At 52.7% G+C, this 13,962-nt stretch carries 12 protein-coding genes and 1 riboswitch; of the genes, 10 read left to right on the top strand and 2 right to left on the bottom strand.

Translation table 11 applies throughout. The features are described 5' to 3' along the window. From ftsH to B5G27_RS07525, 3 genes are all read left to right on the top strand, one after another. The gene (ftsH, locus tag B5G27_RS07535; RefSeq protein WP_330399011.1) at positions 1-1,845 is read left to right on the top strand and encodes an ATP-dependent zinc metalloprotease FtsH; all 1,845 of its coding nucleotides are present in this window, start codon (positions 1-3) and stop codon (positions 1,843-1,845) included. A gap of 3 nt (positions 1,846-1,848) precedes the next feature. Then, the gene (locus B5G27_RS07530; RefSeq protein ID WP_087178313.1) at positions 1,849-3,906 is read left to right on the top strand and encodes a glycoside hydrolase family 13 protein; all 2,058 of its coding nucleotides are present in this window, start codon (positions 1,849-1,851) and stop codon (positions 3,904-3,906) included. Between the two features lie 62 nt (positions 3,907-3,968). After that, positions 3,969-4,922, top strand: a complete 954-nt coding sequence (locus tag B5G27_RS07525) for a bifunctional hydroxymethylpyrimidine kinase/phosphomethylpyrimidine kinase (RefSeq protein ID WP_087178312.1) — start codon at positions 3,969-3,971, stop codon at positions 4,920-4,922. Between the two features lie 69 nt (positions 4,923-4,991). Here the strand turns inward: B5G27_RS07525 and B5G27_RS07520 are convergent, their stop codons facing one another. Then, positions 4,992-5,855 carry a methionyl aminopeptidase gene (locus B5G27_RS07520; RefSeq protein ID WP_087178311.1) on the bottom strand — a complete coding sequence of 288 codons (864 nt, stop codon included), beginning with the start codon at positions 5,853-5,855 and terminating at the stop codon, positions 4,992-4,994. A 92-nt stretch (positions 5,856-5,947) separates the two neighbouring features. After that, the gene (locus B5G27_RS07515; protein WP_087178310.1) at positions 5,948-7,183 is read right to left on the bottom strand and encodes a DUF1015 domain-containing protein; all 1,236 of its coding nucleotides are present in this window, start codon (positions 7,181-7,183) and stop codon (positions 5,948-5,950) included. A 253-nt stretch (positions 7,184-7,436) separates the two neighbouring features. Between B5G27_RS07515 and B5G27_RS07510 the strand changes: the two genes are divergently transcribed. From B5G27_RS07510 to B5G27_RS07480, 7 genes are all read left to right on the top strand, one after another. Continuing rightward, positions 7,437-7,997, top strand: coding sequence for an FHA domain-containing protein (locus tag B5G27_RS07510; protein ID WP_087178309.1), 561 nt, complete (start codon positions 7,437-7,439; stop codon positions 7,995-7,997). Between the two features lie 130 nt (positions 7,998-8,127). After that, positions 8,128-8,517 carry a hypothetical protein gene (locus B5G27_RS07505; RefSeq protein ID WP_087178308.1) on the top strand — a complete coding sequence of 130 codons (390 nt, stop codon included), beginning with the start codon at positions 8,128-8,130 and terminating at the stop codon, positions 8,515-8,517. Positions 8,518-8,613: 96 nt separating this feature from the next. Then, the gene (locus B5G27_RS07500) at positions 8,614-9,183 is read left to right on the top strand and encodes a shikimate kinase (RefSeq protein ID WP_087178307.1); all 570 of its coding nucleotides are present in this window, start codon (positions 8,614-8,616) and stop codon (positions 9,181-9,183) included. Positions 9,184-9,271: 88 nt separating this feature from the next. Then, entirely contained in the window at positions 9,272-10,564 is a 1,293-nt protein-coding gene (locus tag B5G27_RS07495; protein ID WP_087178306.1) for a UDP-N-acetylglucosamine 1-carboxyvinyltransferase, read from the top strand. Positions 10,565-10,648: 84 nt separating this feature from the next. Next, positions 10,649-10,746: riboswitch (SAM riboswitch) on the top strand. A gap of 108 nt (positions 10,747-10,854) precedes the next feature. Next, positions 10,855-12,042: a methionine adenosyltransferase gene (metK, locus tag B5G27_RS07490; RefSeq protein ID WP_087178477.1), complete on the top strand. Its 1,188-nt coding sequence runs from the start codon at positions 10,855-10,857 to the stop codon at positions 12,040-12,042. 169 nt (positions 12,043-12,211) lie between these two features. Continuing rightward, positions 12,212-13,267: a sensor histidine kinase gene (locus tag B5G27_RS07485; RefSeq protein WP_087178305.1), complete on the top strand. Its 1,056-nt coding sequence runs from the start codon at positions 12,212-12,214 to the stop codon at positions 13,265-13,267. Then, positions 13,260-13,952, top strand: a complete 693-nt coding sequence (locus B5G27_RS07480; RefSeq protein WP_087178304.1) for a response regulator transcription factor — start codon at positions 13,260-13,262, stop codon at positions 13,950-13,952. Before B5G27_RS07485 ends, B5G27_RS07480 begins: the two co-directional genes overlap by 8 nt. The last annotated feature ends 10 nt before the right edge of the window (positions 13,953-13,962 follow it).

The following is a 13,962-nucleotide window of genomic DNA, read 5'->3' as shown; positions in this document are numbered from 1 at the left end:
TTGGATAATAACAGGAAATACAGGAGCATCAATGTGTCTACGATCCTGATGTTTATTGTGATCGTAGTGGCAGCTCTCTGGATGGCAGGCAGGATGCAGATGCACCGGCAGGAGATGGCGTATACGGATTTTGTCTCCCAGGTCCAGGAGGGCAATGTAACCGACGTATATATTGACCTGAACAGCGCCGTGCCCACGGGTACGGTGTCATTCATGCTGAAGGACGGGGATGGGGCAAGGACAGTGAATGTCTCTGATGTGGAGGACGTAAAGGATCTCCTCGATGAGAATGATGTAAGATACAGTATGTCCGCCATACCTGAGGCATCCGTGCTCACGACGGTCTTCCTTCCGCTGCTGATCACGCTGGCAGGTGTTTTCCTGCTTTTTTATCTGCTGAACAGGCAGAACGGCGGGGCGAATGCAAAGACAATGAACTTCGGGAAGAGCCGTGCCAGGATGACAGGGCAGGATGAGATCAAAGTCACGTTTGCGGATGTGGCGGGACTGAAAGAGGAAAAAGAAGAGCTTGAAGAGATCGTGGATTTCCTCAAGTCACCGAAAAAATACGTACAGCTTGGAGCAAGGATCCCCAAGGGCGTCCTTCTGGAGGGCCCGCCGGGGACCGGAAAGACCCTGCTCGCGAAGGCGGTGGCAGGGGAAGCGGGAGTGCCGTTTTTCAGCATCTCAGGGTCTGATTTTGTCGAGATGTTTGTCGGCGTGGGGGCATCCCGCGTGCGCGACCTGTTCCAGGATGCGAAGAAAAATGCTCCGTGCATCGTGTTCATCGATGAGATCGATGCCGTGGCGAGACGGCGCGGCAGCGGGCTCGGCGGCGGCCATGACGAGAGAGAGCAGACGCTGAACCAGCTTCTCGTGGAGATGGACGGATTCGGAGTGAATGAAGGGATCATCGTGATGGCGGCGACGAACCGAAAGGACATCCTCGACCCGGCGATCCTCCGTCCCGGACGTTTTGACCGGAATGTGATCGTAGGGCGCCCGGATGTGGGCGGCAGAGAGGAGATCCTGCGAGTGCATGCGAAGAATAAGCCGCTGGGAGATGATGTGGATCTGCGCCAGATCGCGCAGACAACGGCAGGGTTTACCGGCGCGGATCTGGAGAATCTGTTAAACGAGGCTGCGATACTGGCGGCGAAGGACAACAGAGTGTTTATCCAGCAGCAGGATATCCGCCATGCATTTGTAAAAGTAGGGATCGGCCCGGAGAAGAAGAGCCGTATCGTTTCCGACAAAGAGAGGCGGATCACCGCCTATCATGAGGCCGGGCACGCCATACTGTTCCACGCCCTGCCGGATGTGGGACCGGTCTACAGCGTATCCATCATCCCGACAGGAGGCGCGGGCGGATATACGATGCCGCTCCCGGAGAAGGATGATATGTTTAACACAAAGGGGCATATGCTCCAGGAGATCACCGTGGCGCTGGGCGGCCGTGTGGCAGAGGAAGAGGTCTTTGATGATATCACCACAGGGGCATCCCAGGATATCAGGCAGGCGACAGCGATCGCAAAATCAATGATCACCAAGTTCGGTATGTCCGAAAGGTTAGGTTTGATCAATTATGATAATGACAGTGAAGAAGTATTCATCGGAAGAGACTTCGGGCACACATCAAGAGGTTATGGTGAGAAGGTTGCCGGAACGATCGACGAAGAAGTAAAGCGGATCATCGATGAGTGTTACGCAAAGGCTCGCAGGATCATCCAGGAGCATCATGACGTCCTGGACAAATGCGCAAAACTCCTGTTAGAGAAGGAGAAGATCACGAGGAGCGAGTTTGAGGCATTATTTGATGAGGACAGCGAGACTAAGGGGGCTTAGATTATGAACAGAGACGCGCTGTTCTGCGACGGTACGCAGGACTATGTCAGTCCCGCGGAACCGGCGGTAAATGAGAAGGTATTCCTGCGGTTCCGGACAGCACATAATGATGTGGAAGAGGTGAACCTTCTTACAGGGGAAGACAGCCATGCGATGTGGAAGGTGCAGTCGGGGGATGATTTTGATTTTTATGAGATCGAATGGCAGCTTGGCACAGAACCTTTCCGCTACTCGTTTGAGATAAAAAAGGGCGAGCAGATCTGGTATTACAACCGATACGGAGTGTCGGACCACAGGGAAGATTACTATGCGTTTACGATCGTGCCGGGATTCTCTACGCCGGAGTGGGCGAAGGGGGCGGTCATGTACCAGATCTTTGTGGACCGCTTCTGCAATGGGGATCCCGCCAATGACGTGGAAGACCGCGAGTATATCTATATCGGCGAGCCGAGCACAAAGGTCAGGGACTGGGATCAGACTCCGGCGGCAAGGGATATCCATAATTTTTACGGCGGAGATCTCCAGGGAGTCATGGATAAGCTGGATTACCTGCAGGATCTGGGAGTTGAGGTAGTCTATTTTAATCCTCTGTTCGTCTCACCGTCCAACCATAAGTATGACATCCAGGACTATGACTATATCGATCCCCATTATGGAAAGATCGTTGAGGATGGGGGCGATGTGCTCCCGCCGGGTGCTCAGGATAATATCCATGCGACAAAGTATCAGAAACGCACAGGAGATATCCGGAATCTCGAGGCCAGCAATGAGCTCTTTGCCCGTCTGGTAGATGAGATGCACAAGCGGGGAATGAGAGTGATCCTGGACGGAGTGTTCAATCACTGCGGTTCCTTTAATAAATGGATGGACAGGGAACGGATCTATGAGCAGCAGCCGGAGTATCCGAAGGGCGCCTATGTGAGTGCTGACAGCCCGTACAGAGAGTTCTTTCACTTCTTTGATAACCGGGATGAGGCGTGGCCATACAATGGAAGCTATGACGGATGGTGGGGGCATGATACGCTTCCAAAGCTTTCGTACGAAGATTCGCCGGAACTTGAGCAATATATCATGGACATAGGAAAGAAATGGGTTTCTCCGCCTTATAATGTTGATGGCTGGCGACTTGACGTGGCAGCGGATCTGGGGTGCAGCAATGAGTATAACCATATGTTCTGGAAACGCTTCCGCTCTGAGGTGAAAAAGGCGAACCCGGAGGCGCTCATACTGGCGGAGCACTACGGCGACCCGATCGAGTGGCTCCAGGGAGATGAGTGGGACAGTGTGATGAACTATGACGCGTTCATGGAACCTCTCACATGGTTCCTGACCGGAATGGAGAAACACAGTGACGAGCGCCGTACTGATCTGTGGGGCAACCCGGATAACTTTGTGGGCGCGATGAGCCATTTTATGGCAAGCATGCTCACGCCGTCTCTCCAGGTGGCGATGAATGAGCTGTCAAACCATGACCATTCTCGGTTCCTTACCCGGACGAACCACATCGTCGGCCGGGCAGAGCATGTGGGAGCCAGGGCGGCGGAAGAAGGCGTAAACCATGCGGTCATGAGAGAAGCGGTCGTCGTGCAGATGACATGGGTCGGAGCGCCTACCATCTACTATGGAGATGAGGTCGGCCTGTGCGGTTTTACAGATCCGGATAACCGGCGCACATTCCCGTGGGGGAAAGAAGACAAAGAACTTCTGGAATTCCATAAAGAGATGATCCGGATACACAAAGAGGAAAAGCCGCTGAGAAAAGGGTCCATCAAGCTCCTTGCCGCGGCTCATAATGTCCTCGCGTTTGCAAGGTTCCAGGGCGATGAGCAGATCATCGTTGTCCTGAACAACAGTAAGGAGCTCAAAGAGATCACCATTCCCGTATGGCTGTCAGGCGTACCGAAAGAAGGCAGGATGGAGCGCCTTGTCTATACATATGAGAATGGATATACGACCGCTTATGATGAGTATATCGTGCAGAATGGCGAGATCGTCATCAATATGGGGCGGCACTCAGCGGCAGTGCTGAAACCGATCCGTAAAGGTGAAAAGCTGAAATAGTGGAAAAGCTGAAATAGTGGAAAACCTGAAATAGCCGAAAACCGGCAGTGAAAGGGAATTGCATGACAAAGAAAATCGCAGTAATAAACGACCTGTCCGGGTTTGGGCGCTGTTCTCTCACCGCAGCGATCTCCGTGATCGCTGCCATGGGGGTGCAGCCCTGTCCTCTGCCGACAGCGGTGCTGAGCGCGCAGACAGGATATCCGAGTTATTTTTATGATGATTTTACAGATAAAATGACAGAGATCCAGCGAGAGTGGGAGAAAATGGACGTCCGGTTTGACGGGATCTATATGGGATTTATGTCAGGGGTGCGCCAGATCAGGAAAGCCCTGGGATTTCTGGAGACATTTTACCGGGAAGATACCTTTCTCCTCGTGGATCCGGTCATGGGGGATAATGGGGCCAGGTTTGAACTGTTCTCTTCCGAATTCCAGCAGGAGATGAAGCGCCTGGCAAAACGGGCGGATATCATCACGCCGAATCTGACGGAGCTCTGTCTGCTGGCAGATGCGGATCCGGGCATGGCTGCGAACAGAGAAGATGCAGGCGCTGAGGGTGATGGTGCGGAGAACGGCGGCGCCGGGGATAACGGACGGGAGATTGTCCGCGGCGGCGCCGGGATCGTGGATGCAGCGGAAAAGCTTGCCAGACATGTCATGCAGGGCGGACCGAAAGAGGTGGTTGTTACGGGGATCCGCTTTCGGGACAGCTCGGATGGCAGGGAAATGATGGGGAATCTTGCGGTCACGAAAGACCGGACACAGTTTTATGCGCAGCCATTTATCGGCGAGGGCTACTCCGGGACAGGGGACCTGTTTGCCTCGGTGATCGCCGGCGGGAAGGCCAGGGGGGATGACCTGGCAGAAGATGTAAGGCTGGCGGGAGAAATGATCGCGAGGGCGATACAGGACGCTGTAAGGGACAGAGTGCCCAGGGACGAAGGGGCAGAGTATGAAAAATATCTCCCGCTGTTAATGAAATCTGGATCTGTGGGGGAGCTGCTGTCAGAGTAAAACGTCCTGCAACAAACCGACGGTTTTCGGACGTTTAACCAATCGGTCGTCTCCCCCACAAATACAGATTTATTTCGTCAGGACTTCCACCCCGTCTTCTTTGACGAGCACCATATACTCAATCTGTGCGGAAAGCCCGTCGTCGATGGTGTACACGGTCCACCCGTTATCTTCATCGACGAAGAAGTCCGGGCTGCCTTCATTGATCATGGGCTCTATCGTAAACATCATGCCCGGGACGAGGAGCATTTCGCTCCCTTTCGGAGTCACATAGCTGACGAAGGGGTCTTCGTGGAAGGCGAGGCCGATCCCGTGCCCGCCGATCTCTTCTACCACGGAGTAGCCGTTTGCCCTGGCATGGGTGTTGATCGCGTCAGCGATATCTCCCAGGTGCCCCCACGGTTTTGCGGCGGCGAGCCCCAGCTCAACGCACTCTTCGGTAACGCGGATCAGTCGTTCCGCGCGCTCGGAAACTTTTCCCATCTTGAACATGCGGGAAGCGTCAGAGAAATATCCGTCGAGAATGGTGGACACATCGACATTGATGATATCTCCTTCTTTCAGGATGATCTCTTTATCCGGGATCCCGTGGCAGATCTCATTGTTGATGGAAGTGCACACGCTTTTCGGGAAGCCCTGATAGTCCAGGGGGGCAGGGATGCCGCCGTGTTTTACTGTAAAGTTGTGGACGATCTCATCGATCTCGGCTGTGCTCATGCCGATGCGGATGTGCTTTGCCACTTCGTCCAGGACAGCTGTATTAAGCGCTGCGCTTTCTCTGATCTTTGCGATCTGCGCCGGGGTCTTAAGGAGCTGGCGTGTGGGGACGATCTCTCCCTTCTCTGCGTGCAAGAGCATCCTTTCTTCGATAGGCATGTGGCATTTTTTATATTTTTTTCCGCTGCCACACCAGCAAAGGTCATTTCTTTCCATGAAAAACATCTCCTCTGAAATTATTTTTGGCTATAGTCATATGAAATCATATAACTTTCTGATTTGTGATAATTGTTTTCTGATATAAAGTTTCAGAAACGGTGTATAAAAAGCCCGCTCCTGAGTTTGGGCTCAAACCATGTGGATTTGGGAGGCATCAGCCTGCCGGAGTCTGCGATCCGCAGAAGCTCCTCCATGGAAGTGGGATACATGGAAAATGCGATCCCGCCTGAGCTGTCAGCTGTTCTCTCTAACGCTTCTGCTCCTTTTATCTCGCCGACAAACCGAATGCGCGGATCTGCCTTCGGGTCACTGATCCCGAGCACGGGAGCAAGAATGTGATCCTGAAGTACGGACACATCAAGCCCGCCGACGGGATCCTCAGACAGAAGGGCAGGGCGCGCCTGGGCACGGTACCACACACCGTCAGAGTAGATCCCGAATACGCCTTTGGCCTCCGGCCGGTAAGGTCCGGCGCCGATCCGGGTGATCTCAAAGCCATCCTTTATCTTATCAAGAAAAGTGGAAAATGTATACCCATTTTTATCTTTGACAACACGGTCATAACCATATATCTTAAGCTCATCCGAGGGGAAGAGGACACAGAGAAAGAAGTTGTACTCCTCCGCGCCGGAATAGTCCGGGTCTGCGGCCCTTCTGGATAAGCCGACTTTTACTGCTGAGGCAGCTCTGTGGTGGCCGTCCGCGATGTAAAGATGAGAGATGCCGGCGTAGATCCGGGCAATCTTCCCGATATCACCCGGGTCATCAATCTTCCATACCTGATGCCGGACTCCGTCAGGACTGGTAAAATCATAGAGGGAGTCCCTGGTTTTAATGCGCTCTGTGATCTGATGCAGGCCGGCATCAGGACGGTGGGTGAGAAAGATAGGTCCTGTCTGGGCGCTGCATGTATCGATATGCCGGATGCGGTCCTGCTCTTTTGCTTCAAGGGTCTTTTCGTGCTGAAGGATCACACCGTTTGTGTAATCGTCAATGGACGCACAGGCCGCGAGGCCTGTCTGAGTCCTTCCACCCATGGTGAGCGCATATATATAGTAACAGTCCGCACTGTCCCGGATAAAAGAGCCGTCCCGTATCATTCCATCAAGAGTATCCCTGGCAGTCTCATACACCTGAGGTGAGTACATGTCGGTCCCTTCGGGAAGAAGGGTCTCCGCCCGGTCGATCTTCAGGAAAGAAAGAGGATTGTCACGGACGATCTCCCTTGCCTCTGCGCTGCTGTATACATCATAGGGGAGAGCCGCAATGGAAGAGGCGAGCTCTTTTTTGGGGCGGATCGCCCGGAATGGTCGGATAATGCTCATATGAGTCTCCTTTCAGGGGGCATGGATGTGCAGAGTCCTGTCCGCACACGGATGCCGTATGTTTTTAAATATAAACGACACGGATATTCTAACACAGAAAGCACGGGGATGCTACCGGATAGCCGGGAAAACATTGGATGTAAAGGGTGTTCCGGAAATGAGGGCCCCGCGCGATCCGACAAAAACCGTGATTTTTACTTGCCCGGCTCTTAAAAGTATAGTAGTATTAAGACTTAAAGGAGTGATAAGTTTTATGTGGTACTGGATCGTGATGTTTGTGCTGGCGGCAGGCAGCATTGCTATGCTGTCGGTATCTTTTATCAGTATAAAAAAGCGGAATGACAGGGCGGTTTACGCAGGCAGCGGCGGAAGGCGCGGCTATGGCCCTGATGACGATGAGGAGATCCCGGATGCTCCGCGGCGCAGGCGCAGGAGAGAAGGGGATGACCCGAGAGACCAGGAAGAGCGCCCGCGAAGGAAGAAAAAAAGGCAGTGGAAGATCATCCTGGAAGATATTGACACCTGGGATAAATATACGTTTACATTTTATGACACTATAGGCATCGGACGGGGAAAAGACGGCAGTATGTATGAAAAATATCTGCCGGTGTCCGGAGATGGCCGAGTGTCCAAGATCCACTGTGTGATTATCCGAAGAGGGGATAAGCTCTATCTGAAGGATGAGGGGTCGAGAAATGGTACATACTTAAATGGAGAAAGGCTGGACGGTCCGGCAGTGATCCAGAGAGATGATATCATCGGGGTCGGCGAGACACGTTTTGAGGTGCAGAGGATACTCAGGGAGAGCGAGTAAGCCGCGCGTCAGGCATGTTTCGCTGTATTTCCCGGATATTTCCCGGACGCCGCGGGCAGGCGGTCCCTGTAACAGCGGGGCGCAGGCATGCATATACTACATATATAATGTCTGTCCGGGAGAGATGTGTATGAATGAGAAAATGCCTTATTATTTGGCTTATCCGGTCCCGTTTTCATATGATGACGAGAGGACCGAGAGAAGGGATATCGAATATTTAAGGAGCATGTATTCGGATATCCCGAAACGGCTCCTTCCTTATGTGGAAGAAGAATGCGACCGCATGGAATACGAGAACAGTATGATGTATGACCAATATCCGGATAAACTGCAGCTGAAACTGATGTGCAGGCGGATCTGTGATAATGCGGGAAGGCATGAACGGCTCTGCGCAGGCGGATGTGAGGACAGGGGAGAGATCGGGGAGCAGTCACTGCGCGATCTGGTTGAAGTTATGCTTTATCAGGAACTTTACAGGCGCAGGTGTGACCACCGAAGGATGCACAGGCGCTTCTATTGATCTTCCGTTGATCGGAAAAACAGCTGAAAACTGACAGAAAAACGGGCGCCGCAGGCAGACTGGGATGCGCCCGGCGACAGACAGGATGAAAAGACAATGAACTATAAAAAGAAAAACCTTATATTTATCGGCATGCCGGCAGTTGGTAAGAGCACGGTGGGCATTGTGGTGGCAAAACGTCTCGGAATGCAGTTTATCGATACGGATCTGCTGATCCAGGAGCAGGAGGGAAAACTGCTCAGAGAGATCATTGCCGAGGCGGGGCAGGACGGTTTCCTGAAGATCGAAAACCAGGTGAACGCGGCTGTCAGCCCGGAGAATGCGGTCATATCCCCGGGCGGGAGTGTGATCTACTGCCGGGAAGCTATGGAACATTATAAAAAGATCGGTACAGTCGTATATTTGAAGGCTTCTTATCAGACAATAAAGAAGAGGATAAGGAACCCGAAAAAGCGCGGTGTGGTGCTGCGGGAGGGGCAGTCCCTGAGGGATCTGTACGATGAGAGAGTGCCGTATTTTGAGAAATATGCGGATATCACGGTGTGTGAGGACGGCTGCCGCATAGAAGAGACAATAGAAAATGTCCTGAATGCGGTGAAAAAACGCCGAAAAAAGTACAGAAGGCGTAAAAAACTTGACAAGGGGACATCACCCAAACTAAAATAGGGCTTTGGAAAAAGCCGTTTTTGTGGTACAATAAATTCGGCTGAATGAAAGTACAGATATGATAACAGAATGTTAATCGAGGTGCGAAATGGAGCAATATATCATCAAGGGCGGAAATCCGCTGGTAGGGGAAGTGGAGATCGGTGGCGCCAAGAATGCGGCTCTTGCGATCCTTGCGGCAGCGATCATGACAGATGAGACAGTCCTGATCGATAATCTGCCTGATGTCAATGATGTGAATGTGATGATCGAAGCGATCGGCGGGATCGGGGCAATGGTACAGCGCATTGACCGGCATACTGTGAAGATCAATGGCGGTACGATCGGTGATTTTAATATAGAGTATGATTATATCAAGAAGATCAGGGCGTCCTATTATCTTTTGGGCGCGCTGCTCGGAAAATACAAACGCGCTGAGGTGGCGCTGCCGGGCGGCTGCAATATCGGCAGCAGGCCCATCGACCAGCATCTGAAAGGCTTCCGGGCGCTGGGCGCGGACGTGGATATCGAGCACGGAAAGATCGTTGCCGAGGCGGAGAGGCTGAAGGGGACCCATCTTTATTTTGACGTGGTCACTGTGGGCGCGACGATCAATGTCATGATGGCGGCGGCACTGGCTGACGGCGTGACGATCATGGAAAATGTGGCGAAAGAACCGCATGTGGTCGATGTGGCGAACTTCCTGAACAGCATGGGTGCGAATATCAGAGGGGCCGGCACGGATGTCATCAAGATCCGCGGTGTGAAGTCTCTGCATAAGACGGAGTATTCGATCATCCCGGACCAGATCGAGGCGGGGACATTTATGTTCGCGGCGGCGGCTACGAAAGGGGATGTCACGGTGCTCAACGTGATCCCGAAGCATCTGGACGCTACGATCTCCAAGCTGGTGGATATCGGGTGCGAGGTGGAAGAATTCGACGACGCGGTGCGCGTGGTGGCAAAGGGACGCCTCAGATGCACGCAGGTCAAGACGCTGCCCTACCCGGGATATCCGACGGATATGCAGCCCCAGATCGGCGTAGTCCTTGCGCTGGCGAAGGGAACGAGCACGATCACGGAGAGTATTTTTGAGAACAGGTTTAAATATCTCGGCGAGCTGGCGCGCATGGGAGCGATCGTAAAAGTCGAGGGTAACTCAGCGACCATTGAAGGCGTGGAAAAGTTTTCCGCCGCAAGGGTGAGCGCGCCGGACCTGAGGGCGGGAGCGGCTCTCTGTATCGCGGGTCTCGCGGCAGACGGCATTACGGTCGTGGATGATATCGTATATATCCAGAGAGGGTATGAGCGCTTCGAGGAGAAGCTCCAGAGCCTCGGCGGGATGATCGAGAAAGTGTCCAGCGAGAAAGAGATCCAGAAATTTATATTAAAAGTGGGATAGAAATATCAGGAGACCTATTGACATTCCCGCTGTTATGATGTAAGGTCATTCAGTGGAACATTACAAATTAAATAACCAGACTTTCTCTTATTCAGAGCGGTGGAGATACAAAGGATCTGTGAAGCCGCGGCAACCCCTTGTAAGGAAGGTGCCAACCTGAGCGAGTGATCGAACAATAAGAGGATTGTTGTGATAGAGTGACAGTCCGCTTGTGCGGGCTGTTTTCGTTTGGTGGAGAAAGGAAAGTTATACCGGCATACAATGCGCCGGATCTGAGAAAGGAGAAACAGATGGAGAAATTATTATTTACTTCCGAGTCAGTGACAGAAGGACACCCGGATAAGATGTGCGACCAGATATCAGACGCGATCCTGGACGCCCTGATGGAGCAGGATCCTATGAGCCGAGTGGCGTGCGAGACATGCTGTACGACAGGAATGGTCATGGTCATGGGCGAGATCACGACAAAGGCATATGTGGACATCCCGAAGATCGTGCGCGACACAGTGCGCGAGATCGGATATACGAGAGGAAAATATGGGTTTGACGCGGATACATGCGGCGTGATCACAACGATCGATGAGCAGTCCGCGGACATTGCGCTCGGCGTGGATAAGGCGCTGGAGGCAAAAGAGCATAAGATGTCAGAGGATGATATCGAGGCGATCGGTGCAGGAGACCAGGGTATGATGTTCGGCTATGCGTCCGATGAAACGGAGGAGTATATGCCGTACCCGATCGCAATGGCGCATAAGTTGGCGCGCCGCCTGACAGAAGTGCGGAAAGACGGGACGCTCCCGTATCTCCGCCCGGACGGGAAGACACAGGTTACGGTGGAGTATGATGAGGACAGGATCCCGAAAAGGCTGGATGCGGTTGTACTTTCCACGCAGCATGACCCGGATGTGACGCAGGAGCAGATCCATGAGGATATTAAGAAATATGTATTTGACGAGATCATTCCCGCGGAAATGGTTGATGAGGAGACGAAGTTCTTTATCAATCCTACGGGAAGGTTCGTGATCGGCGGGCCGCACGGGGACAGCGGACTGACCGGGCGCAAGATCATCGTGGATACCTACGGCGGTATGGCGCGCCACGGCGGCGGAGCTTTCTCCGGGAAGGACTGCACAAAGGTAGACCGCTCAGCTGCCTACGCGGCGAGATATGCTGCGAAAAATATCGTGGCAGCAGGGCTGGCTAAGAGATGTGAGATCCAGCTTTCCTACGCGATCGGCGTCGCGCAGCCGACATCGATCTCAGTAGATACATTCGGTACAGGGAAAGTGTCAGACGGGAAGTTGGTGGAGATCATCCGGGAGAACTTTGACTTCCGTCCGGCGGGCATTATTAAAATGCTTGACCTGCGCAGGCCGATCTACAAACAGACGGCAGCGTACGGACACTTCGGGCGTCATGACCTGGATCTCCCGTGGGAGAAGCTGGATAAGGTTGACGCACTGAAGAAATATCTGTAAAATATACACAATGGAGCGAAAAGAGTCAGGGGGACTGGAAATGGGCGCCTGGCTCTTTTTGTTTCGTGAATTTTCAGACGATTTGGGGAAGAGGGGTCAGACCCCTTTTCAAAGGGGTCTGACCCCTCTGGGGAAAGCTTTCAGAATATTTTGACAAAGGGGGATTTCCATGAAACTCAGGACAAAACTTCTCATTGTTTTTATCTCGGTTATGATCTTGCCGACGATCTTTACTTCTGTGGCAATGCATACCTTTGCTCCGGAGCGGGTAAATGAGATCCAGCAGATGTATCTGATGGTTGTGTTTCTGACGACCGGGCTTCTGATCTACTGGATCTACCGGGGGATTTCTGTGCCGCTGGCCAAGCTCCAGAAGGCGGCGCGCAATATCCGTGAGGGAAACCTGGATTTTGAGATCCAGCAGGATTCGGATGATGAGATCGGGCAGCTCTGCCAGGACTTTGAGGAGATGAGGCTGCGCCTGAAGGCGAACGCGGAAGAAAAGGTGGCGTTTGACAGGGAAAATAAGGAGCTGATCAGTAATATTTCCCATGATCTGAAGACGCCGATCACTGCCATAAAGGGGTATGTGGAAGGGATCATGGACGGGGTGGCGGATACGCCGGAAAAGATGGACAGATATATCAAGACCATTTATAATAAGGCTAATGAGATGGACCTTCTCATTAATGAGCTGACTCTGTATTCCAAGATCGATACGAACAGGATCCCATACAATTTTACGACGATCTCTGCGAAAGGATATTTCGAGGACTGTGCGGAGGATCTGCGCATGGAGCTGGAGGCGAAAGGTGTGGAGTTCTCTTACCGGAACTGGATGGAGGAGGACTGCAAGGTGATCGTGGATCCGGAGCAGCTCAGGAGAGTTATCAACAATATCGTGTCCAATTCGCTGAAATATGTGGATAAACCTCAGACGAGGATCACGATGGAAGTAAAGGACGTGGGAGATTTCGTCCAGGTCGAACTGGGTGACAACGGGAAAGGGATCGCGGCGAAAGACCTGCCCTATATTTTTGACAGATTTTACCGCACGGACGCATCGCGGAATTCTTCAAAGGGCGGGAGCGGCATCGGTCTTTCTATTGTCAAGAAGATCGTGGAGGAACACGGCGGGAATATATGGGCGACCAGTGAAGAGGGCACTGGCACCACAATGTATTTTGTGATCAGAAAATATCAGGAGGTACCGATCGATGAGTAAGCGTATTTTGATCGTGGAAGACGAAGAGAGCATTGCAGATCTGGAGAAAGATTATCTGGAGCTGAGTAATTTTGAGGTGGAAGTCGCCAATGACGGGGAGACCGGACTGAAAAAAGGGATGGAGGGAGATTTCGACCTGATCATCCTGGACCTGATGCTCCCGGGAGTGGACGGCTTTGAGATCTGCCGCCAGATCAGGGATAAGAAGAATACTCCGATCATCATGGTGTCGGCCAAGAAGGATGACATCGATAAGATCAGAGGACTCGGCCTGGGCGCGGATGACTATATGACCAAGCCGTTCAGCCCGAGCGAGCTGGTCGCAAGGGTGAAAGCGCACCTGGCGCGCTATGAGCGGCTGATCGGAAGCAATGTGGAGGAGAATAAGGTGATCGAGATCCGCGGGCTGAAGATCGATACGACCGCGCGGCGTGTATGGGTCGGCGGCGAGGAGAGGAATTTTACGACAAAGGAATTTGACCTGCTGACCTTCCTGGCGAGCCATCCGAACCATGTGTACACAAAGGAAGAACTGTTCCGGGAGATCTGGGATATGGAATCCATCGGGGATATCGCCACTGTGACGGTGCATATTAAGAAGATCCGTGAGAAGATCGAGTATGACACATCCCACCCGCAGTACATTGAGACGATCTGGGGAGTGGGATACCGGTTTAAAGTATAAGCCCGGCAAA

The sequence above is a fragment of the Lachnoclostridium sp. An76 genome, assembly GCF_002161355.1.
GTDB lineage: Bacteria > Bacillota > Clostridia > Lachnospirales > Lachnospiraceae > Mediterraneibacter > Mediterraneibacter caccavium.
This window is presented reverse-complemented; position numbering and strand designations above follow the sequence as displayed.